Origin of the sequence: Colwellia chukchiensis, from assembly GCF_002104455.1 — a bacterium.
Classification (GTDB): Bacteria; Pseudomonadota; Gammaproteobacteria; order Enterobacterales; family Alteromonadaceae; genus Cognaticolwellia; species Cognaticolwellia chukchiensis.
Map to the genome: position 1 here is coordinate 59,540 of NZ_NBOC01000004.1, position 22,993 is coordinate 82,532.

Genomic DNA, 22,993 nt, shown 5'->3' on the forward strand with positions numbered 1-22,993 from the left:
CATTCGCTACGACTAGATAGTGTTATTCTACTTGGCAAACTAATCCTTTGAGGTAGTAACCTTCAGGATAATAAGACGCCACTGGGTGATCGGCAGCTTGATGTAAGCGATCAACGAAGTAGACATTTCTTTGCGCGTCTAGTGCCGCATCTGCCACCACTTTTTGGAATAAGTTACTCTCCATTAAGCCAGAACAAGAAAAGGTCAACAAGGTGCCATTGGGTTTAAGTAGTTGCATAGCGAGCATATTAATATCTTTATAGCCACGACAAGCACCGGTTAACTGCGCCTTTGACTCGACAAATTTTGGCGGGTCGAGAATGATCATATCAAACGTGCGCTTTTCATCACGGTATTGGCGTAACAGTTTGAATACGTCTGCTTTAATAAACTCGATATTTTTATCTGTTAACTGGTTTAGTTCAACGTTTTGCTTAGCTAGTGCTAAAGCCGTGTCAGATACATCAACATTTATCACTTCTTTTGCGCCATTTGCCGCACAATGTAAGGCAAAGGTGCCGGTATACGAAAAACAATTTAGTACGCTTTTATTGTTGGCATATTTGCCTGCGGCAAGGCGCGAGTCTCGCTGATCTAAATAAAAGCCGGTTTTATGACCTTGAGCCACATCAACATGAATTTTAATGCCATGCTCTTCAATAATGCACTCGGTCGACGCTTGTGGCTCGGTTAACCAACCTGTTACGGGTGTTAAGCCTTCTTTTTTACGCACATCAACGTCAGAACGTTCATAAATATGACAATTAGGATAGAGCTCTTTAAGGCAATTAACTAAGGTGTAACGGTGAAAATCAGCACCAGCACTGAGTAACTGACAGACAATAAAATTGTCATATTTATCTATGGTAATACCGGGTAAGCCATCTGATTCACCAGCGATTAGACGATAGCCGGTTAATTTACCTTGCGCAATAAACCAATCGCGTCTTTGCTGGGCGCTGAGCAGTTTTTTGCGAAAAAAGTCATGATCAATATTTTCATCAACATCATAACTCCAAACGCGAATACTAATTTGTGATTCAGGTGAGTATGCGCCCTTAGCGAGCCAATTGCCTTTACTATCAAAGATATCGACCGTTTCACCCAATAAGGGCTTTCCTTTAATTTTATTGATAGCTTGAGAAAAAATCCAAGGGTGTTTTCTACGTAATGATTTCTCACGAGCAACTTTTAAATAAATTCTTGCTGACATATGGCTATACTTGTATTTAACAATAAGAATTGCGCGAGTTTAGTCAAAGCTTGGCTGAGGTGCAATGTTCAATTTTAACTATTTTTCATTTTAGGCGCAGCTTGCCAATGAGAATGCCAAATAATAAAAGTAAACGGCTTTTGCTAAGGTGAATGAGATGAATGTTAGCTACATAGCACAGGTGCAAGGTAAAGTGCAGGGCGTTTATTTTCGCGCCTCTAGCCAACAAATGGCAATAGAATACGGACTTAGCGGTTATGCGCGTAATTTACCCAATGGTGATGTTGAAGTCCTGATGTGCGGTACACAAGAAAATATCGACAAAATGCTTAACTGGCTTCAACACGGACCACCGCAAGCCGAAGTTAGCCAAGTTGACGTGGAGCAAGTGCCATGGCAAGAGCATCACTTTTTTGCCATCAACTGATTTAAAGCATTGGGTTTAAGGGCAGGTTCAGGCAAAATAAAGTCGAAACCTTTAACCTTAAAAAACAGGAGCTAACTTGCGTTATTTTGCTATTAATGACCAACAGCAATTACAGCTTGTTGAAACCAGTACGCCAGAAATTGCCAATGACGAATGTTTAATTCAAGTGAAGGCAATTGGTGTTAATCGCGCTGATATTTTGCAAAAGCAAGGGAAATATCCACCGCCGCCTGGTGAGTCAACTATTCTGGGGATTGAAGTTTGTGGCGACATAGTGGCAATAGGCCAAGGTGAGAGTACAAGTCACAATGGCCTGACCCTTGGTGATAGCGTAATGGCGATTGTACCCGGCGGTGCTTATGCCGAGTTTGTGAAAGTAAAAATTGCCCATGTGATAAAAAAGCCCGATCACTTTAGTTATGCTGAAGGTGCGGCGATTGCAGAAGCGTTTTTAACGGCTTATCAATGTTTATTTACCATAGCTGATCTACAAGCAAACAGTAAAGTGCTGATCCATGCGGGTGCCAGTGGCGTTGGTACTGCAGCAATTCAATTGGCAAAACAGCGTGGTTGTCATGTTAGTGTGACGGTAGGTAGTGACGAAAAAGTAGCCGCCTGCAAAGCCTTAGGCGCTGATGAGGCGATAAACTACCAAGATACTGATTTTGCACTATGGGCAAAGCAGCATAAGTATCATTATGACGTCATTCTAGATGTAGTGGCTGGTGATTATGTAAATAAAAATATCAGTGTCTGTGCGCTAGATGGCCATATAGTTATTTTGTCTATGTTAGCCGGGCGATTCGCTGACAACATTGACGTTGCGCGAATGCTCGCTAAGCGCATAAATATCCATGCCACCACTTTGCGCAGTCGCAGTGATGACTATAAAGCAAAGTTAATCAAGGCTTTTAATCGAGACTTTAAAGCAGCGCTTGAACAAGGGCATATAAAGCCAGTGATTTATCAGCAGTTTCCATGGCAAGATGTTGAACAGGCGCACCAAGTTATGGAAAACAATGCTAATACGGGCAAGTTAATTCTTATCGTTGACTAAAGTTTACTAGTTAAGTGGTAATAAAAAAGCCCTAGCATTTGTATAAAAGCTAGGGCTATTTTTTGAAAATCGGAAAAGTTAAATTAAGACTTTTTTACTTTGGTTGTTGAGCGCTTTTGACGAGCAACGAGTCCTAACAAAGCTAAAGCCAATAGCACCATAGTTTGTGGCTCTGGTACCGTTGTTGATCCACAGTTAGATGTACAAGGCTGAGTTGTTCCACCAAAAAATGTTATATGTGATAGACCTCTCGGATTACCTTTTTTATTGAGTGGTGTTGTCCAGCTGCCACTAGTCACTGTTTTAGCTAAATTTAAGCACGCCAGTGTGAAAGTAGAGGGTTGACATGCATTACTTGCCTCTGGTGTGTTATCGACTAGCCAAAAAAGGTTGAAACCATTGCCCGCTTTTGCCGTCCAAAATTTAATCCCTGGAGAGCCACCAGTATAAGTCCATGTACCGGTTTTGTAGTTTTTCCCGACGTTACCAAAACTCCAATCGCTTTGTTGGATATCAGCTGCAAACTGGCCACTTTCTGTATAGCTAGGAGAGCTTCCATTCGTATCAAATTTAGCGATAACATCGGCTAAATATACCGTATTTCCTAAATTATCATCGATCGCTATTCTACATGCATTAAAACCATTGTAACCATTGTATCCAGCTTCGTGAAATACGGCATTTTTTTTACTACTACAATCGTTTCCGCTGAAACTCGCACTTTGTAACGAGGTAAAGGTAGCCATACTTGGCATTGCTATTAATACGCAAACGCAGGCAAGCAGAGCCTTAGACCATGTTTTAATTCGCTTATTAATGTTCACTGGCTGTCCTTTTATTTAAACTGTTTTAATAATGCTTTGTTAGTTGATGTTAACAGATTGCAATAATTGTACCCAAATAATTTTTTTATTTTAAAGCAATAGCTTATAAATTCATAGCAAGCAGAGCAATTCATTATTGTAAAATAAACTGACACTTTTTTACCACACAAGGCAATTGTTAACTTATCAGCGTTTTTAAATTGCATTTTATGGTCATTAATGCGGATAATGTCATGATACATTAGCGAACATGATTGTGATATGACAAAACTAACTAGACGTTTTATTTTTTTAGTCTCTATTTGCTTAGCTATTGGCAGTAATGCCGCTGAACTTTATGAATTAGCAAACAAAAAGTTTAATGAACACCAATACGCTGAAGCTAAAATACATATAAAAAATTTATTAAAACAAGACCCGAGCAATATTGCCGCACGCTTTTTGTTAGTTGAGTTATTACTTGCTGATGAGCAAGCCGCGTTAGCGGAAACAGAATTAAACATCATTGCAGGCTTAGGGGGAGATCACAAACAAATCACGTTGCACCGCAGCAAAACTCTGCTCATGCAAAATAAGTACAATGAAGTGCTCAGCTTATTTGACGATAATTATATTGATCAAATCTTTGCTGCAAAAATGTATGTACTTAAAGGTTTAGCCCACATAGGTTTAAGGCAACTTATTCTAGCCGAAGAAGCCTTTAATCAAGCCCTGCGCATTAATGCCAGTAACTTTGATGCTCAATTAGGTTTGGCGCAAATAAAAGTTAATCGTTTTCAATATGATGAAGCGAAAGCTATTGTCGAACAAGTGTTAGCAACGCCTTTTCCTCCGGAAAAAGCATGGTTTTTAAAAGCCACCATAGATCAGCATTTAGGTAATGTAGATAAAGCGTTAACAAGCATCAATAGTATTTTGATCAATAATCCGGAAAATGTTGAAGCATTGATCCTTAGGGCAACGTTATTATACGAGTTGAAAGATTATCCTGCGGCATTAAAAGATGCAGAATTGGTGCTAGCTAATGTTGCTAATGAACCAAGAGCGAAATTTATCCAAGCGGCTATTGCGGTGCAAAATGATGATATTGCCAGTAGTAATGCCCTTGTTGAAGAAATAGCGCAAACCTTAGCTAAAATATCTCCGTCCGATTTACAGGCTAACCCGTCGTATTTGTATTTAGCCGGTGTTATTTTTTATCAGCAAGGTCAATACACAGTCGCGCAAGACTATTTTAATCAATACTTAGCAATTGATAACTTTAATGTTAATGCCAAACTTTTGTTGGCACGAATATTAATGGAACAAGGAGACTTTGAGAGCGCTAAAAGTCTGCTGGTTAAAGCGGCGGTACAACATGGTGATAATAGTAACATACTGACGCTACTAGGAGTTTGTTACCTTGAGTTGCAGCAATTTGAATCAGCAATTGTTTACTTTCAACAAGTTAAAAGGCTAAATCCATCGGGCAGTGTAGATTTACAATTAGCGAAAAGTTACTTATCGCTTAATGAAAACCGTAAAGCAATTAAGCTGTTAAATGCAGGTGACTTTACTAACTCACAACAAGTGATTGCGAGCTTTTTGTTAGTTGAGGCTTATTTAAAAGAACAGAACGCTGATTCGGCAATAAAAATAGCCAAAAAACTCACACAACTAGAGCCGAAAAATCCAGAGTATCAACATCATTTAGGCTTTGTTTATCAGCGTGTTGGAGATTTTACAAACGCAAAGTTACACTTCCAAAAAGCATTGGAGTTAAATGATTTACATGTCAAATCCATCATTAGTCTCGCGCAAGTTACCAGCGCAATGGGCGCGCCAGAGCAGGGCTTTAGTCAACTGCAAAAGGCGTTAAGTAAACAGCCGAACGAAGTTGAACTACTAAAGGCAATTGCCAATCACTATGAACGTATGGGGCAAGATTTAGATGCCGCTAACATTTACCAAAAAGCGTTACTACAACAGCCGAATAGTGAAGCTTTGTTGTTAAGTTATGCTGCGAGTCTAGGGCGACAAGATAAATTTAAGGAAGCCATTGAAACGATTAATAGCTTTTTATTGTCTCAGCAAAAAACCGGCAAAATTTATGTGTTATTAGGGCACTTATATCTGAAGAATAAACAAGTTGCCTTAGCGATTGATAGCTATCGTGACGCTCTGAAGTTTGGGGCAACGAAATCTCGGGTTTACTTCTATATCGCGAAAGCTTTTCAAAGCGATAGAAAATTTTCCGAGGCCGTAGCGGCCTATCAAAAATCCATTGCTTGGGCGCCAACCGCATTAGAGCCGGTGCTGGCTTTCGCTAATTATTTAAATCAGCAATCTCGTTATAACGACGCCATAACTGCCTTGCTCGCCTTTGAAGGTGCCGCGAAAACTTCGCATAACTATATAGCAACCCTAGCCCACGCTTATTATCTTAATAAGCAGTATCAACAAGCAGAGCAACATTATTTAAAAATTATTCAATCTGGAGCAATCAGCACCATATCTGGTTTGGCTATGGTTTATCATGCCCAGCAACAAACTGAAAAGGCGCTAGCTTTAATTAACGCTGGCTTAAAAAGTCACCCGAATAATTTAGTCTTGCTAAGTACGCAAGCTGAAATTCATATTAAAAATCAACAATGGGCGCAGGCAGAGAATATTTATAGCCAATTAATTAGTTTAAACGATAACCAACCTATGTTATTGAATAACGCAGCCTATGTGGCTATGGTGCAAGCTAAGTATGAGCTTGCTAAAGCATATGCTACTCGCTCGGTTGAGATTCTAGACAATGTGCCAGACTCGCTCGATACCTTAGGTTGGATATATTATTTAACCCAAGATTACGCAAAAGCGTTGCCTATACTGCGCAAAGCGTTAGCCATTGATTATTCAAATGTTGAAATAAAATACCATCTGGCGATGACATTAAAAGCACTAGGACAAGAGCGAGAAGCATTTAATTTATTGCGTGAAGTGGTCAATAGCCAGTTTGAATTTACTGACAAGGCCAAAGCTAAGCAAGTACTTGATGACTGGCTTAAGTCGTAATGATTGTTAATAAAACAACCCTGCGAAACTGATTGAGCGGCGCTTGGCATCGCAGTTGGCCTAGCGCAGGGTATCTTGCCTAAGTTATGGTTAGAAACAGCGCTTTATCGCAGCAAAAACAAGCGCTGCGCTTACTATATGTTATGACAGTAACGTTTGCTTGTTTTGCCAATTAGCACGCAGTAAACCGTAATCAACCTGATCTGTCCATTGCGTACCGTTTAAATAATGCTGCTTAAAAAATGCTTCGCGGACAAAACCTAGTTTTTCCATCACCCGATAAGACGCAATATTTCTAGGATCACACTTTGCGACGATTTTAAAAAAGCCTAACTCGTTGAATAAATAATGAATTAACAGATGTGCCGCTTTAGTGCATATCCCTTGGCCTGTGACGGTTTCACTTAACCGATAACCTAATTCAGCACGTTGATTTTGCCAATCTTCAATGCGAAACACTATTTCACCCACCACGCTGTCATCTGCTTGTAAGCAAATGACTAAGCCATTCCAGTGACCGAGCGTAAATTGCCAAGGTGCAGATAATTGCTGCACCACCTTTAATACATCGCTATCACTTTCCGGTGGGCGTATGTAACGACAGTTTTCTGGGTTTTGCCGAAAAGCTTTAATAGCACTGTAGTCAGCCATAGTTGCTGGCCTAAGGTAAATATTGTCAGCTTTGAGCGTGGGTGCTAATTGTTGAGCGTCTAAGTTTACTTTCATCGTCATCGCGCTATGTATAAGACTTTTTAATTATTAATAGCACTATTTTTGACACGATATAATTGAATTGTAAAGGCTTTTTCTGATTTTCCGCTGACGGTGATGGTTACGCTATTATCGTTGTGCAACTGGTATTTAATGGTATGAGGAAAGTCATGCGCTGGGTTTTCAAAACTGAAACTTTGGCCTTGGCTTGTTTGCTGACATTGGTTGAGTTTAAAGGCAATAGGCATAGGGTTATGGGCAACTTTTGCTAAGTAAAATAGCTCACCAGACATGGCCAGTAAGCGCAGCGACTCGTGTTTATTGCTGGTGACGCCAGTGCCTGCAAAAGTATCTTCACTTAATTTTGTCCAATGCTCCTTAGTGGCCGGCTGTTGATTGTGCGTTTGCCAGTGACCCAGTAGCCAGTCTAGATCAGCTAAACTCGCGCAACTGGCCGCATAAACATTGGCACTAGTGAGCAACCATGCAGTGATAACTGCCTTGCCAATTAATTTAAGCATCAAATCAGCTGTTTGTGAGGCGAGTTGTTATCACAGACATACTTAAAACGCTTAATAACCTTGCCATCACGCTCAATGGTTTCGTCAAACATGGCCAGTGGTCTAACCCAAATGGCTCGATCGCCGTATTCGGGTTGGTAAACCACCATTAGCTCTTCGGTTTCACTGTGTTTGGCAATATGGAGCACTTGGTAATAGTTGCCTTTAAAGTGTTGGTAACGTCCGGTTTTTAACATTGCAGCTCTCGTTTGGTTATTTATTTGGGCAGTTTTTCTGACCACTGCTGAGCATGATCGTCATCGCTGGCTTTGGCATCTAACCATTTACTGCCTGCATTGGTGCGCTCTTTTTTCCAAAATGGTGCTCGGGTTTTTAAAAAGTCGATCAAAAACTCACAGGCGGCAAAAGCGGCTTTACGGTGCGGGCTAGTGACGCCGATAAAAACAATTTGCTCGCCTAAGCTTAAGTCGCCAAAGCGATGAATAATGGTCACTTTATTAAGCGGCCAGTGCTGTCGCGCTTGAGCTTCAATATCGTTTAATACCTTTTCTGTCATGCCAGGGTAGTGCTCTAACGATAAGCCTTGTATGCCAAGCCCTTCGTTAAAGTCTCTAACCTTACCAACAAAAGTGACGATAGCGCCATCTTGGTTGTCACTGGCAAGCCGTTGATATTCATCAGCCACGACAAAATCTTCAGATTGTACGAAAATCATTTAACCTCCAGTGACAGGCGGAAAAAATGCTACTTCATCACCGCTGTTTACGCTGTGTGACCAATCGGTAATTTCTTGATTTACCGCCACTAATAGGGTATCAGCGCTCATCACTTGCGCCCATGTTGCCCCCTTTTGTGCTAATTGTTGGCGAATATGCTCAGTGGTCATATTTTCCGTTACAGCTAATTGTAAGCTATCGGTTGCAAGTTGCTCGCGTAAACGCGCAAAAAATAATACCTTTATCATGAGTTAAACCTCTATCAATTGGCTTGGTTATGCAAGTAGTTACCTGATTTGCCGCCTTGCTTTTCTACTAAGTGAATATTGCTAATGATCATATCCTTTTGTACAGCTTTACACATGTCATATATGGTTAATGCTGCAGTAGAGGCAGCGGTTAAGGCTTCCATTTCTACCCCCGTTTTACCGGCAAGTTTACAAAGCGCGGTGATTTGCACGCGATTGTGCTGTGGTTGTGCAACTATGTCGACTTCTATTTTAGTCAACATCAAGGGATGACATAGCGGAATAAGTTCACTGGTTTTTTTTGCGGCCATAATGCCGGCAATTCTGGCGGTAGCAAACACATCACCCTTGTGGTGCTTGCCCTCGACAATCATAGTTAAAGTTTGCGCTGACATTTCAATGTAGGCTTGGGCGATGGCGGTACGCTCTGTGGTGTTTTTTTCTGTAACGTCAACCATATGCGCATTACCGTCGGCATTGATATGGGTAAATTTCTCGCTCATTTAATTATCTCTAAACTGTTCGCTATTTTGCGTGTTTTTCATTTGCCGCCTATCTTACCTTATCTTAGGGGGAGAGTATTAAGATAAGTCATTATTTTACTTTTTCGCTATGTTTTGTTTGTTGTTTTGCTGACGTTAAACTAAAAAACCAACTCAGTTATAATTTGATGGCAGTGATGTTAATCACCAGCTAAAGTGCAGGCACTATTGGTTACCTTGCTAACAATTAAAAATATACCGCATGAAACTGCGCTAAGCGTTTATGGTTTTTATCGTGTAATGTTAAACCCTGCGCTGAAATATCAAAATGCAGTTTGCCTTGAAAAAGTGATAAAAACTGTTGCTCATTTTGGTGAAGGTCTGGGCATGCCATTTGCGTTGTTGCCACAGCGTTAAATACTAAACTGCCGGTATTACGGCTTTGCTCAACGCTGGAATAATGGCCAAAAAAATGATTACAACCGCTAAAGCCGGTGATGCGTTGATCTTTTTGATGAAAAATTAAATGGCTTTCCCGCGCTTGGTTATCAGCCATCTTGATTTTAATACCGTCGAGCTCGACTAATCGCCAATAAGTTTCTGTGAGCGTGGCATTAGCGGCTGCTGTGCTTGCTGTATTATGGTTGTTTGTGTTGTTGCGCTCTGTAATCGTGCCACTACAGCCGAGTAAAGTCAGTGTTGCACAGGTTAAGAATACGCGTGTGAGTGTTTGACGGTTGCTCATATTTTCTCGCTATTATTGCTATGTTTAGCCTTTATCAGCAGACATTTTATCAACTTAATTACTAGCGAGCGAGAATAAGTACTAACAGGCATACAAAGCTAGAGCATTAAGTGTTTAAACGCTTGATAGCATACTGTGAATAAATACGGGCAACTATAAATTAAAGCACTTAAATTTCACTGCGGCTGCATCACTAGCAATGCTGGTATTGGCGATGTTCATAATGAGTAATATTAGTACTGGTTTGGCAAAATTTTGCGGGCTAACTATTTACAGGCACACCATATATTCAACCTCGTTATCACTCATGTTGTAGTACTTTCTTGTTGCAGCCATTGGTAGCACAAGTAGCGCGCCAAGGTGCTGACTTTGGCAAAGGTACAATTATTTACCGAATAACGGCGCTAAGTTTGCAACAATATACCGTTAAGTAATTCAGCGGGGCATTTTTAACCTTATGCTTAAGTTGCAACGGGGAAGAGATTGACTTGCTTTATGAGCTAAATTTTAGCAATCATCAATTAAAAACCTAACGTATGCGGTTATAGCGCATAGATAGCAAATCGGCGTTGAGGGGCTTTACAAGCAGCGGTTATTTGTCGCAGTTGGCTAGATAATATGAGTTTTCATTCATAGCCAATAGAGGGGAGCCGTCAGCCCAATATGTTAAATCCATTGAAGTTTACTATCATAAAACCACAACCGTTAGTGATTAGTTGCTTAAAACGCTAGTATTTGTAAGCCTTTATATCAAAATTTTATATAACAGGAGTGAGTCTTGAGCGTATCCAAGCCTGTAGTTAACGGTACAAATTATGCCACCTGGTTTTTGTTTTCTCTTATGGCCAGTGTTACCTTTATCGGAATTTTATCTGAACTTGTACCTTCGGGTATTCTCCCGCAAATGACCGAGGGTTTAGCGATAGCAGAAGCGCAAGTTGGTTTTTTAGTGGGGGTGTATGCGCTGGCCTCGGCCATTTTTGCGATTCCGCTTATCAGTATGACCTTGGCGGTGAATCGAAAAACCTTATTATTGTTTTTGTTAGTGGGCTTTACAGTTTCAAACATTGTGGTTGGGCTTAGCTCTTGGTATCAACTCATTGTAGTTATGCGTATTGTTGGTGGTATTTGCGCTGGCATTATGTGGCCAATGATTGCTGCGTATGGCGCAGCGCTAGTGCCTAAAGAGCAACAGGGCAAGGCCATCACCATCATAATGTCGGGTAATACCTTTGGTGTCAGCCTAGGTTTGCCCTTGATGACCTTGATAGGCACTGAGCTAGGTTGGCGTACCACCTTTATCGTGTTAGGTGCGCTGGGGGCAACCATAGCGCTGTTATCAGCAAAATATTTGCCCTCCATCAAGGGCGAAAAACTTACTAAAAGCAACTCACCATGGGTGGTGTTAAAAACACCCTCAGTTTTGCTAGTGCTGGTGCTAACCTTTTTATCTGTTTTGGCTCATTACGGCAGCTATACCACATCACATTATTAGTTGAAACTATTGATTTTCACGGTGGTATTAGCCTAGCGCTATTAATTTTTGGTATTGGCTCAGTGGTGTCTGTGTTGTTATCGGCAAAAGTTATCGACACACACTTGCGTGGCTTAATTGTCAGTATGTTGGCCTGTGGTGTACTGGCAATGAGCTTATTAGTGTTTCTTGGCGGAATTAATGGCCTGTCACATTTGGCGTTTTTTCTCTGGGGCTTGGCGTTTGGCCCGCTTGTGACTATGTATCAAACGGCCGTTAGCAAACAAGTGACTGATGCTAAAGCGGTGGCAACCTCAGTGCAATCGAGTGTATTTAACCTGTCTATAATGGTGGCAACATGGCTTGGCGGTTTAATTTTAGTTCACCTGCCTCATATAGGAGTGCTTGGTATTGGTTACCTATCCATTATTTGTTTCCTACCCGCTCTGGTTATTGCCTTTTTGGCAAAGCGAACGTTAACAAAATAGCAAGAATAGCACTGACAAGGTTAGCGGCTAATTTGCTTGAGGAAATGTAAAGTGCCACTAGCTTTTGGTAAAATCCGAACTCTAAACAGGGGCGAGATGTGAACTTTGAACTGTTGTACTTTTGAGTTAATGAATTTTTATTAATAGTGCAAGAGGGGACAATTTTAATGCGGTAAAAACAGCCGAATTTAGGTATTGAAGTTTTAAGTCAAAGTATGATTAATAACGCATACAGAAATAACTTTAGCTAGGGTTTTATTTAAAAGCGTGAGCATTGCAAGGGGAAATTGGTTGCGGGAGCAGGATTTGAACCTACGACCTTCGGGTTATGAGCCCGACGAGCTACCAGGCTGCTCCATCCCGCGTCCGAATGACCTAATAAATTAGGAAAGCCAAGTTATTTTAATTCCAACTTAAGAATTGGTTGCGGGAGCAGGATTTGAACCTACGACCTTCGGGTTATGAGCCCGACGAGCTACCAGGCTGCTCCATCCCGCGTCCGAATGACCTAATAAATTAGGTAAGCCAAGTTATTTTAATTCCAACTTAAGAATTGGTTGCGGGAGCAGGATTTGAACCTACGACCTTCGGGTTATGAGCCCGACGAGCTACCAGGCTGCTCCATCCCGCGTCCGAATGACCTAATTAATTAGGTAAGCCAAGTTGTTTTAATTCCAACTTAAGAATATTTAGCTTTGCATGGTTACCCGCTAAGCGAGCTTCCTTGAAAGCGAGGCGTATGATAAGGATACCTTTGCCTATTTGCAACCCGTTTTAAGATTAATTTTAGCATTTTTTTTAACTATTTTTACTTTGTTGTATTTTTGCTCTGCTTTGGTGGGAATTTTAAACGATTCGTCGTTGCTTTGGCGTTAGCGGGAAAATAACGGAGAGAAAATAATGACCAGATAGTGGTGCTAATTTGTAAAATGGCTATAAGTAAGACCTGTCTTTGTTTATAATCGCCGGCATAAATTAGATTGGAAAACCTTTATGCAGCAATTTTTAGCATTAACCTCGCCAGGTATAGAAATATTACTAGCACAAGAACTTAAAGACTTGAACGCTGAACAAGTGGTTCAAAAGCCTGAAGGTGTTTATTTTAGTGCCTCAATTGAACATAGCTACCATATTTGTTTGCATTTACGGTTAGCAACGCGAGTGTTGTTAAAAATAGCAGAAGGTGCTGCGAGTAACAAAGAGCAGCTATATGCGAGTGCCAAGGCGGTAGATTGGTCAACATTATTTTCGGTGGAAAGTACCTTTGCCATTGATTTTGTCGGTACCAGCGATGAGATCAGAAATAGCCAATTTGGCGCGTTAACGGTTAAAGATGCCGTTGTAGATCATTTTCGTGACTTAAACCAACAACGTCCGACGGTAGATAAAGCTAACCCACACATTAGCTTTCAAGCGCGGCTTTTACGCGATCAAGTATCTTTGTACCTTGATTTTTCAGGTCGGAGCTTGTTTAAGCGTGGTTATCGTGAAAATACCGGCGCTGCACCTTTAAAAGAGCATTTAGCTGCTGCCATTATTACCCGTTCAGGTTGGTTAGCCGACACTTCAAAACCATTGGTTGACCCTATGTGTGGCTCGGGCACTATCGTGATTGAAGCTGTGCTTATGGCTGCAGGGTATGCGCCAGGTATCGACAGAGCTTCGTGGGGCTTTGAACATTGGCTTGGGCATCAAGGTGATGCTTGGCAGACGGCCAAGTCAGCTGCTATTGAACACTCGCATATCGGCTTAACACAATTAAAAACCAAAGTGTTTGGTATTGACCTTGATAGCCGAGTGCTAAGAACCGCACAACAAAATGCGAAAAATGCGGGCATACAAAAATTTATCGAGTTCTCTTGTAAAAGTGCCAATGAGATAAAAAATGCCTTTGGCTCGTCGGGGACTATCTTATTTAATCCGCCGTACGGTGAACGTATCGGTGAATTACCTGAACTCGTTGAAACTTTTGCCTTATTAGGGCAAAAATTTAAGTCACACTTTGTTAATTGGCGGGTGGCAGTTTTAACCGCCAATGTCGAGCTATTGGGCATGATGAAAATGGCGAGCTTTAAACGTTACAAGTTTAAAAACGGCCCTTTAGACTGCCAATTTGCGCTGTACAACCTAGACGATAAACAAGTAGCGAGTAGTAAGGTTAATGCAGAGTTTGAAGAAAAAGATTCTGCCTTTGCTAATCGATTATTAAAAAACAAGAAAAACTTAAAAACTTGGCTAAAGCGCGAACAAATCAGCTGTTATCGCTTATATGATGCCGATATTCCTGAGTACAATGTTGCAGTGGATGTTTATGATGACCACCTTGTAATTCATGAATATGCAGCGCCAAAAAATATCGATGCTGATAAAGTAGCGAAACGATTACAAGAGGTGGTGTATTTTGCGCCGAAAGTGCTTGGCGTAGCCACTGATAAAGCGATCATTAAAACCCGAGCCAAGCAAAAAGGCAAAGAGCAATATCAGCGGGTTGAACAAACCAAGAAATCACTGATTGTTGATGAATATGGTGCCAAGTTAAAAGTGAACCTGTGGGACTATTTAGATACGGGCTTATTTCTTGATCATCGCAAAACGCGACAAATTGTTGCCAAAAAAGCGCAAGGAAAGTCACTATTAAATCTGTTTGCTTATACTGGCTCAGTGTCGGTACAGGCAGCGTTGCATGGCGCAAGCGCAGTGACCACAGTTGATATGTCAAATACCTATTTAAATTGGGCGCAAGATAATTTTCAATTGAATAACTTAAGCGGTCATAAATATCAATTTATTCAGGCCGACTGTTTACAGTGGTTGAAGAAGAATGAACAAAAGTTTGATTTAGTGTTTATCGACCCACCGACATTTTCCAACTCAAAGCGTATGGGAGAAAGTTTCGATGTGCAGCGTGATCATGTCAGCTTAATTAGCGACGGAATCAAAGCACTAGCCACGGGCGGAGAGCTCATTTTTACCAATAACAAGCGCAATTTTAAAATGGATTTTGCCGGTGTAGCCGCGCTAGGGCTAGAGGTAAAAGCGCTGAGCGAGCAAACGCTAGATAAAGACTTTCAGCGTAATAAACACATACATAACAGTTGGTTAATCACAGTTAAGGGTTAGCATTATGTCAGTTAAATTTAATCTTTATGGTAGTGAAGGTTGTCACTTATGCGAGCAGGCGTTGGCGCTGTGTTTGGCGGTAATGCCGGCAACTGCACTAGCAGAAGTTGATATCTTAGATGATGAGCAGTTACTTGAACTCTATCGTATTAGTATTCCTGTACTGGAACGTTTGTCAGACGGCAAGAAACTGTTTTGGCCATTTGAGCAAGCACAAATTTTGGAGTTGTTGTAATTTATGGAATTAGTTCGTATTTCTCAAGGCGAATTAGCCTTTGGTGAAGACAAGATTCTAGATAAGGCGGATCTTAGTATACAAACCGGCGAGCGCATTTGTTTGGTGGGCCGAAACGGCGCTGGTAAGTCTACATTAATGAAAGTATTAATGGGGCTGCAAACGTTAGATGATGGTCAAGTGCTCAAGTCGAGTACTATGCAAGTGGCGATGTTAGAGCAAGATCCCCCTGAGTCGTCTGATATCAGTGTTTTTGACTATATTGCCCAAGGGGTAAAAGAGAATGCGGATTTAATTAAACGTTATCACGCTATTGCCCATGCAGTAACCGAAGACCCCTCTGAACAAAACTTAATGAAATTAGCCAATATTCAAGAGCAGCTTGAAGTGGCGAATGCCTGGCAAGACGAACAGTTGATTGAACAAGTAATGACCACCTTGGCGCTAAATGCTGATGATAAAATTTGTGATTTATCAGGTGGTTGGCTGCGTAAACTTGCCTTGGCTAAAGCCTTAGTTACCGCGCCAGACATTTTATTGCTTGATGAGCCAACTAACCACTTGGATATAAAAAGTGTTTTGTGGTTGGAGAACTTTTTAAAAGACTTTGCCGGTACTATCTTGTTTATTAGTCACGACCGAGCATTTATTCGTGGTGTTTCAACACGCATTATTGACCTTGATCGCGGGATATTAAAAAGCTACCCCGGCGACTATGATCGCTACATTGAGCAAAAAGCTCATGACTTACAAGTAGAAACCCAACAAAATGCATTGTTTGATAAACGCTTAGCTGAAGAAGAAGTGTGGATCAGACAAGGTATAAAAGCCCGTCGTACCCGTAATGAAGGTCGTGTTAGGGCATTAGAAAAACTGCGAAAAGAGCGACAAGCTCGCCGCGAAGTGCGTAATCAAAGCAGCATGAAAATCAGCCAAGGTGAGCGCTCAGGTAAGTTAGTATTTGAGGCGGAAAACCTCACAATGGCTTTTGATGATAAAGCGATAATAAAAAACTTAGACTTATTGATCACTCGTAATGATCGCATCGCTTTTATAGGTGCCAATGGCACGGGTAAATCAACCTTAATCAAGCTGATCATGGGCAATTTAGTGCCAAGCAGTGGGAAAATGCGCTCAGGGGTTAATTTAGATATTGCCTACTTTGATCAACATCGTGACGCTTTAGACTTAAATAAAACCGTACAAGAAATCGTTGGTGAAGGTAAACAAGAAGTTGTGGTTAATGGCAAGCCTCGCCATGTACTAGGCTATTTACAAGACTTTTTGTTTAGTCCAAAACGTGCTCGTACCCCTGTACGCGCCTTGTCTGGCGGTGAAAAAAACCGTTTGTTGCTCGCAAGGCTATTTTTACGCCCCAGTAATTTACTGATTTTAGATGAGCCTACTAACGATCTCGACATTGAAACTTTAGAGTTATTGGAAGAAGTCGTTGCAAATTACGCTGGAACCGTTATTTTAGTCAGCCATGATCGTGATTTTGTTAACAATTGTGTGAGCAGTTGTTTATATTTTGATGGTACAGGGCATATCAGCCAAATAGTGGGTGGTTATGATGATGTTGATAGTTATCTCGAACTTAAAGATAAACAACGTCAAGCCATGAAACCGGAAACGGAAAAAAGCAAACCAGTAGAAAAAAAACCGCTTGTTAGCGAAAAAGTTGAACTAACCAGCAAGAAAAAGCTCTCTTATAAAGAGCAGCGAGAGTTAGCATCACTACCGCAAGTAATTGACGAGCTTGAAAGCCTGATCGCTGATTATCAACAACAAGTAAATAGTGCTGACTTTTTTAGTCAAAGCACAGAGCACACCAGCACCATATTGAACCAGCTAGCCGAAAGCGAGTCGAAACTCGAGCTTGCATACGCTAGATGGCAAGAATTAGATGATTAATAACGAAAGTGAGTTTAGTAGTTAGATGAGAAAATTTGTAAAAACAATATTAGCATTAGGTATGACTAGTGCATTAGGATTGCCCGCCGCTAATGCTGCGACATACCAAGTGATTGATAAAGGTAATGTCTCCTCATTAAAATATACCTACTCCCAACAAGAAAATAACAATGGTGAAGCTGCTATTTCAGGCACTGGCATATATAATTTTCCCGTGCAGTTTCAGTATTTTGATGAAGACGACTATGACACGATTGTCGCCTTAGCAAATCGAGATCATGAAGCAGTACATGACTTAAATGATATTGAAGACGAAGCCGCACTGCGAGCGGGTACGCCAACGGCTAACGACTTATCTTGGGTATTACGATTTTTGCAAGCGCGAGCAGGTAATTCGTTGTATCAGCAGTTTGGTGATATTTTTGCCATGACTAATTTTAATGGTCAAACTGAATTATTTAATGTTTTTGATACAAACCTGCCGGGCACAGAGCTGTTTACTCGCTCAACCAAAGAATATATTGAAGGTATTACCAATGAAGGTTGGGTGTATGGTAGTGCATCTGCGCCATATTTACCGCTCGACTTTACCGAAAGCGATGGAGAGCAAGTGACGCATTGGGTACGCAGTTTTACCACCCGAGGTTTTTTCTCGCCCGATGGTGGTAATACCATTATCGAAATTGTACCACCGAGTGAAACTGAGTTGCCAGAAGATCAACGTTTTGGTGGCGAGTCGGCTATTTTAGATATTAGTGATTCACATTATGCGGTTGGCTATGCCAGTACCAGTATTGATAAAAATGGCATTGACTTTATTACCGATGAAAGCGGTGGTTGTGCTGATCCAGAGCGATTGAAAGATGTTCCGTTTGAGGTTTGTGTGCAAGGTGTGGTGGAAAATATTTACAACACTGAGGCCTTTAAATGGACCATTGATGAGCAAGGCGTTGTGACCTCGGAAGCACTAGGGCAATTAGTAACTCCACACCCTGATGATGAACGTGAATATATCAACTATGCGCAAGCGGTAAATAATCATGGCGTGGCTGTTGGTTTTGCTTATGGTTGGTGGGATGAAAACGAAACAGAGCCAAGTGTTAACGAACGTCGTGAACTCTACGCTGTGGTTTATAAAGATGGTGAGGTTAAAGACTTTACTGATGATCACAGCGAGTATTTTCGCTCAAAAGCCTATGATATTAATGACGGCGGTATCGCGGTAGGGCATGTAACCACTTATATTAATGGTAATTTACGCACTAAGTTTTACCATGTTGACACCAATGCTGACACCATGGCTATGGTGTTACCGACCGACTTTTTCACAGGCAGCTCCAGTACGGCTCGTGCTATTAATGAGGCAGGGAAAATTGTTGGCGAGGGCGAAGTAGAAACGCATAACGACAATGCCAGTACACCGCGAAGAACCCACGGCTTCTTGTATGATATCAGCACTGAAACCTTTACAGATTTAAATAACTTTTTGAGCTGTGATAGCCCCTATACCATTATAGAAGCTCGCGATATTAATGATGCCGACGAGATTTCAGCGACTGCCTTGGTACGGGTACCACGTCATGATGCCAAAGGTGAATTAATGTTTGATGAACAAGGTGAGCAACTATTTGAAGATGTGGTTCGCGCTGTTAGCCTTAAACCCATTGCAGGTGAGATTGAAAACTGCAGTGAAGTTGAAGAAAAAACAGAAAGAAAGGGCGCAGGTTTAGGCTTAAGCAGCTTGTTTTTGTTGGTACTAGTGGCGTTGCGTCGTCGATTTCATTTAGCATAAGTACTGATTAAGTACATTTAATAGTCATTGGCCTGATCGCGCTGTTCCAATTTGCGGTCAGGCCTTTTGTTTTTTTGTCTTTTATCCTCACCAAAGTCGCCACCCAATAGCGTTATAAATCCTACCTTAGCGCTTTCAGTAATACTAAGCGTTAATGCTCAATAGCTAGCACAGCACACCAGCTGAGCCAAGTTTAAAAAGTGTACCTAGCCTAAGCACAGAATTTTTAGTCAGCAGAGGTAAGCTTGGCTATTAAGCCAGATTTTTTTTAATTTTTTGCTTGAAATTATTTTCCCTACCCCCACATGTTTACTATCGAGTGAGTATTGAATGATATTTAATACTGACAATAAACCATCATTTTTATGTTCGTTAGAGTAGGAAATATTCAGATGTCTGAGACAGGTCAAAAAGAAGTTCATGGTTTTCAAACAGAGGTGAAGCAGTTGCTTCAGCTTATGATCCATTCACTTTATTCTAATAAAGAAATATTTTTGCGTGAGTTAGTATCTAATGCTGCTGATGCATCAGACAAGTTACGTTTTAAAGCCTTGTCCAATGCAGACCTTTATGAAGGTGACGGTGAACTGCGCGTGCGTGTTAGTGCCGACAAAGAAGCGAATACTGTGACCATTTCTGATAATGGTATTGGTATGACGCATGATCAAATTATTGAGCACTTAGGCACGATTGCTAAATCCGGTACAGCAGAGTTTTTCTCTCAACTGTCTGGCGACCAAGCGGCTGATTCTCAATTAATCGGTCAATTTGGTGTCGGTTTTTACTCAGCATTTATCGTTGCAGATAAAGTTACTGTACGTTCACGCGCTGCTGGTGTTGATGCCTCTGAAGGTGTTGAATGGACATCTGAAGGTGAAGGGGAGTTTACTACCGCCAAAATTGAAAAAGCCAATCGCGGTACCGACATTATTTTACACCTAAAAGAAGATGAAAAAGAGTTTGCTGATGAATGGCGCTTAAAGTCGATTGTTACTAAATATTCTGATCATATTTCAGTATCGGTTGAAATGTTAACGCCAGAAGTGCCTGCGGTTGAAGCAGTTGCTGAAGTTAAAGATGAAGACGGCAATGTAACTACACCTGCGGTTGAAGCGCGTGATGCGATTCCTGCGAAATGGGAAGCGGTTAACAAAGCAACAGCACTGTGGACGCGTGAAAAAGCAGACGTAAGTGATGACGAATATAAAGAGTTCTACAAACATGTTTCACATGATTTTGCTGATCCTATGTTGTGGGAGCACAACAAAGTAGAAGGTAAAACTGAATATACTTCGTTGCTTTATATTCCATCAAAAGCACCGTTTGATATGTACAACCGTGAAAAGCAACATGGCTTAAAGCTTTATGTACAGCGCGTATTTATTATGGACGATGCTGAGCAGTTTATGCCAACTTACCTGCGTTTTGTTAAAGGTTTATTAGACTCAAATGACTTGCCGTTAAACGTTTCGCGTGAAATTTTACAAGACAGTAAAATCACCCAAGCGATCCGTAAAGGCTGTACTAAACGCGTATTAAAAATGTTAGAAAAACTCGGCAAAAAAGACGCTGAGCAATACCAACTGTTTTGGAATGAGTTTGGTCAAGTACTAAAAGAAGGCCCAGCAGAAGATATGGCTAACAAAGATGCCATCGCAGGGTTATTACGTTTTGCCTCAACACATGCTGATACCAGTGTCCAAAGTGCATCATTAGCGCAGTATGTTGAGCGCATGAAAGAAGGTCAGGATAAGATTTACTATGTGGTTGCAGATAGCTTTGAAGCGGCAAAAAACAGCCCACATTTAGAAGTGTTCCGCAAGAAAGGCATTGAAGTCTTGTTAATGTCAGATCGCATTGACGAGTGGTTAGTGAGCCACCTAACTGAGTTTGATGGTAAGCAACTGCAATCTGTGACCCGTGGTGGTTTAGACCTAGGCGATATGGATGATGCAGAGACGAAGGAAGCACAAGAAAAACTTGCACAAGAGTTTGACTCTGTGATCACGCGCATCAAAACCGCACTCGAAGGTAAAGCCAAAGACGTTAAAATTTCACAACGCTTAACGGATTCTCCTGCCTGTATTGTTGCAGACGAGCATGACATGAGCAGCCAAATGATGAAGTTAATGCAGTCGGTAGGTCAAGAAGTACCTGACGCCTTACCGATTTTTGAGATTAACGCTGAGCACGAATTGATCAAGCATGTTGCAGATCAGCAAGACGATACGCAGTTTAATCAGTGGGTTGAAGTGTTATTTGAACAAGCCATGTTAGCAGAGCGCGGTAGTTTAAAAGATCCAGCAAGCTTTGTGGCGCGATTAAACAAACTGATGCTAAGTTTGACTCAGTAATTAGTGCGTAAAAAAGCAGTCAATCTCTAGGCAAGAGCTGGGCTATTGGCTGCAATATAGAAAATCGCTAGGGTCGTTAGACTTTAGTCAAAAAAAGGAGCTTTTTAGCTCCTTTTTTGTCTTTTTACTTCGCTTGCTACTTGTTTGCAACCCTTTGAATATGTATAGTGTTTGCTCTTCGCAAAACCAATTCATTAATTAAATAGGGTTATACTCAATGCGCATTATTTTATTAGGTGCACCTGGCGCTGGTAAAGGTACTCAAGCACAATTCTTAATGGCTAAATTTGGCATTCCGCAAATCTCAACCGGTGATATGCTGCGCGCGGCAATTAAGGCTGGCACTGAGCTCGGTAAGCAAGCCAAAGCCGTAATGGACGCAGGGCAACTCGTTTCTGATGAATTAATTATTGGCTTGGTCAAAGAGCGCGTCACACAAGATGATTGTAAAGCGGGTTTCTTATTAGACGGTTTTCCTCGTACAATTCCGCAAGCGGATGCCATGAAAGAAAATGGCATTGATGTCGATTATGTGATTGAATTTGATGTGCCTGATGAAGTTATTGTTGAACGCATGTCAGGTCGCCGTGTACATGCAGGCTCAGGTCGTGTTTACCACATTGTTTACAACCCACCTAAAGAACAAGGTAAAGATGATGAAACTGGCGATGAGCTGCTAGTACGCCCTGATGATGAAGAAGCGACAGTGCGTAAGCGTTTAAGCATTTACCACGAACAAACTAAGCCGCTAGTTAACTACTACCAAGCTGAAGCTAAAGCCGGCGCATGTGCTTATATCACTATTGATGGTACACAAGCGGTAGAAAAAGTTAACGCCTTACTTGATGAAAAGCTAAGTTAACTTAACGCTAACCGCCAACGCGCATATTTCATACTAGCAAGCGTTTAGTGCTTAACAATAAAAAGGGATCGCTGAGATCCCTTTTTGTGTTTCTAAGCTGGTAAAACTTGTTATCGTCTGCAAGTGTTATGTTGCAATAGCAACCTTGCTAATTTTCTAAGTCGTTATCCACTCATAATGGCAAGTGTTTTCTTGAATTGCTGCTATCAATAGCTTGTCATTGTGGGTATGATTTATTTCTATAATATTGATATCGAAACTAAAATCTCTAATTATTAAAAGTATAACCAATACAACATTGTCATTGTTTTGCATTCAGTTGAATGCTTGCAAAGCGCTTACACGCCATAAAAACATGAGGGACAACTATGCTACAACTTTCAATTACCGGCTTTTACGCAAGCTTATTAGCACTATTATATTTAGGTTTAACCATTAATATCATTCGTTTACGCTTGAGTTTACAAATAGGAATTGGCTCGGGTGGCAACAAAGTACTGGCAGCAGCCATTCGTATCCACGGCAATTTTGCCGAATATGTGCCATTAGCACTCATTTTATTAGCTTGTTATGAGCTCAATAATGGTGACGCTACTATCTTGCATGCTATTGGCGCATTGTTGATCATTTCGCGCGTTTTTCACGCGATAGGATTGAGTAAATCAATCGGAGCATCATTACAACGCCAAATCGCCATGTTGTCTACGTTTGTAGTGCTGATTGTCTTGGCGGTAGTTAATATTCGCTTATTTATTGTTGCCTAAAGAC

General features: G+C 41.1%; 21 protein-coding genes and 3 tRNA genes. 12 read left to right on the forward strand and 12 right to left on the reverse strand.

Translation table 11 applies throughout. From position 1 onward, the window contains the following. Positions 1 to 22 precede the first annotated feature (22 nt). Entirely contained in the window at positions 23 to 1,213 is a 1,191-nt protein-coding gene (locus B6K83_RS06745) for a class I SAM-dependent methyltransferase (RefSeq protein WP_085284186.1), read from the reverse strand. A gap of 157 nt (positions 1,214 to 1,370) precedes the next feature. Between B6K83_RS06745 and B6K83_RS06750 the strand changes: the two genes are divergently transcribed. Next, the gene (locus B6K83_RS06750; protein WP_085284187.1) at positions 1,371 to 1,640 is read left to right on the forward strand and encodes an acylphosphatase; all 270 of its coding nucleotides are present in this window, start codon (positions 1,371 to 1,373) and stop codon (positions 1,638 to 1,640) included. Between the two features lie 76 nt (positions 1,641 to 1,716). Continuing rightward, complete coding sequence (locus B6K83_RS06755) at positions 1,717 to 2,697, forward strand: NAD(P)H-quinone oxidoreductase (RefSeq protein WP_085284188.1); 981 nt, start codon at positions 1,717 to 1,719, stop codon at positions 2,695 to 2,697. Between the two features lie 83 nt (positions 2,698 to 2,780). On the opposite strand, the gene B6K83_RS06760 is transcribed toward B6K83_RS06755, so the two are convergent. Then, positions 2,781 to 3,521: a PEP-CTERM sorting domain-containing protein gene (locus tag B6K83_RS06760; RefSeq protein WP_139175509.1), complete on the reverse strand. Its 741-nt coding sequence runs from the start codon at positions 3,519 to 3,521 to the stop codon at positions 2,781 to 2,783. Between the two features lie 261 nt (positions 3,522 to 3,782). Between B6K83_RS06760 and prsT the strand changes: the two genes are divergently transcribed. Beyond that, complete coding sequence (prsT, locus tag B6K83_RS06770; protein WP_085284191.1) at positions 3,783 to 6,563, forward strand: XrtA/PEP-CTERM system TPR-repeat protein PrsT; 2,781 nt, start codon at positions 3,783 to 3,785, stop codon at positions 6,561 to 6,563. Between the two features lie 141 nt (positions 6,564 to 6,704). Here prsT and B6K83_RS06775 read toward each other — a convergent pair whose 3' ends face one another. From B6K83_RS06775 to B6K83_RS06805, 7 genes are all read right to left on the reverse strand, one after another. Beyond that, a complete protein-coding gene (locus tag B6K83_RS06775; protein ID WP_158088326.1) occupies positions 6,705 to 7,289 on the reverse strand; it encodes a GNAT family N-acetyltransferase in 585 nt (194 codons plus the stop codon). Positions 7,290 to 7,315: 26 nt separating this feature from the next. Further along, positions 7,316 to 7,795 (reverse strand): DUF6265 family protein, encoded by a 480-nt coding sequence (locus B6K83_RS06780; protein ID WP_085284193.1) that lies wholly within the window; start codon positions 7,793 to 7,795, stop codon positions 7,316 to 7,318. Continuing rightward, positions 7,795 to 8,031, reverse strand: coding sequence for a DUF1653 domain-containing protein (locus B6K83_RS06785; protein WP_085284194.1), 237 nt, complete (start codon positions 8,029 to 8,031; stop codon positions 7,795 to 7,797). The genes B6K83_RS06780 and B6K83_RS06785 overlap by 1 nt, the downstream gene beginning before the upstream one ends. A gap of 20 nt (positions 8,032 to 8,051) precedes the next feature. Next, a complete protein-coding gene (moaE, locus tag B6K83_RS06790) occupies positions 8,052 to 8,510 on the reverse strand; it encodes a molybdopterin synthase catalytic subunit MoaE (RefSeq protein ID WP_085284195.1) in 459 nt (152 codons plus the stop codon). Further along, positions 8,511 to 8,759 carry a molybdopterin synthase sulfur carrier subunit gene (gene moaD, locus B6K83_RS06795; RefSeq protein WP_085284196.1) on the reverse strand — a complete coding sequence of 83 codons (249 nt, stop codon included), beginning with the start codon at positions 8,757 to 8,759 and terminating at the stop codon, positions 8,511 to 8,513. 14 nt (positions 8,760 to 8,773) lie between these two features. Next, entirely contained in the window at positions 8,774 to 9,262 is a 489-nt protein-coding gene (gene moaC, locus B6K83_RS06800) for a cyclic pyranopterin monophosphate synthase MoaC (RefSeq protein WP_085284197.1), read from the reverse strand. A gap of 226 nt (positions 9,263 to 9,488) precedes the next feature. Further along, positions 9,489 to 9,986 (reverse strand): META domain-containing protein, encoded by a 498-nt coding sequence (locus B6K83_RS06805; RefSeq protein WP_085284198.1) that lies wholly within the window; start codon positions 9,984 to 9,986, stop codon positions 9,489 to 9,491. 778 nt (positions 9,987 to 10,764) lie between these two features. On the opposite strand from B6K83_RS06805, the gene B6K83_RS18405 reads away from it, so the two are divergent. Continuing rightward, complete coding sequence (locus B6K83_RS18405; RefSeq protein WP_198951666.1) at positions 10,765 to 11,481, forward strand: MFS transporter; 717 nt, start codon at positions 10,765 to 10,767, stop codon at positions 11,479 to 11,481. Beyond that, entirely contained in the window at positions 11,382 to 11,948 is a 567-nt protein-coding gene (locus B6K83_RS18410; protein ID WP_198951667.1) for an MFS transporter, read from the forward strand. Before B6K83_RS18405 ends, B6K83_RS18410 begins: the two co-directional genes overlap by 100 nt. Before the next feature lie 288 nt (positions 11,949 to 12,236). On the opposite strand, the gene B6K83_RS06815 is transcribed toward B6K83_RS18410, so the two are convergent. From B6K83_RS06815 to B6K83_RS06825, 3 genes are all read right to left on the reverse strand, one after another. Then, a tRNA-Met gene (locus B6K83_RS06815) sits at positions 12,237 to 12,313 on the reverse strand. Between the two features lie 56 nt (positions 12,314 to 12,369). Continuing rightward, positions 12,370 to 12,446, reverse strand: a tRNA-Met gene (locus B6K83_RS06820). A gap of 56 nt (positions 12,447 to 12,502) precedes the next feature. Beyond that, a tRNA-Met gene (locus B6K83_RS06825) sits at positions 12,503 to 12,579 on the reverse strand. Positions 12,580 to 12,941: 362 nt separating this feature from the next. Between B6K83_RS06825 and rlmKL the strand changes: the two genes are divergently transcribed. The 7 genes from rlmKL (at position 12,942) to B6K83_RS06860 (ending at position 22,989) form a co-directional block, all read left to right on the forward strand. Then, a complete protein-coding gene (gene rlmKL, locus B6K83_RS06830; protein WP_085284199.1) occupies positions 12,942 to 15,068 on the forward strand; it encodes a bifunctional 23S rRNA (guanine(2069)-N(7))-methyltransferase RlmK/23S rRNA (guanine(2445)-N(2))-methyltransferase RlmL in 2,127 nt (708 codons plus the stop codon). Positions 15,069 to 15,072: 4 nt separating this feature from the next. After that, positions 15,073 to 15,303, forward strand: a complete 231-nt coding sequence (locus B6K83_RS06835; protein ID WP_085284200.1) for a glutaredoxin family protein — start codon at positions 15,073 to 15,075, stop codon at positions 15,301 to 15,303. A gap of 3 nt (positions 15,304 to 15,306) precedes the next feature. Beyond that, the gene (gene uup / locus B6K83_RS06840) at positions 15,307 to 17,217 is read left to right on the forward strand and encodes an ATP-binding cassette ATPase Uup (RefSeq protein WP_085284201.1); all 1,911 of its coding nucleotides are present in this window, start codon (positions 15,307 to 15,309) and stop codon (positions 17,215 to 17,217) included. Positions 17,218 to 17,242: 25 nt separating this feature from the next. Then, positions 17,243 to 19,009 carry a DUF3466 family protein gene (locus B6K83_RS06845; protein WP_085284202.1) on the forward strand — a complete coding sequence of 589 codons (1,767 nt, stop codon included), beginning with the start codon at positions 17,243 to 17,245 and terminating at the stop codon, positions 19,007 to 19,009. A 392-nt stretch (positions 19,010 to 19,401) separates the two neighbouring features. Further along, positions 19,402 to 21,363, forward strand: coding sequence for a molecular chaperone HtpG (gene htpG / locus B6K83_RS06850; RefSeq protein WP_085284203.1), 1,962 nt, complete (start codon positions 19,402 to 19,404; stop codon positions 21,361 to 21,363). Positions 21,364 to 21,580: 217 nt separating this feature from the next. Beyond that, positions 21,581 to 22,225, forward strand: a complete 645-nt coding sequence (gene adk, locus B6K83_RS06855; protein ID WP_085284204.1) for an adenylate kinase — start codon at positions 21,581 to 21,583, stop codon at positions 22,223 to 22,225. A 368-nt stretch (positions 22,226 to 22,593) separates the two neighbouring features. Next, complete coding sequence (locus B6K83_RS06860) at positions 22,594 to 22,989, forward strand: MAPEG family protein (RefSeq protein WP_085284205.1); 396 nt, start codon at positions 22,594 to 22,596, stop codon at positions 22,987 to 22,989. The last annotated feature ends 4 nt before the right edge of the window (positions 22,990 to 22,993 follow it).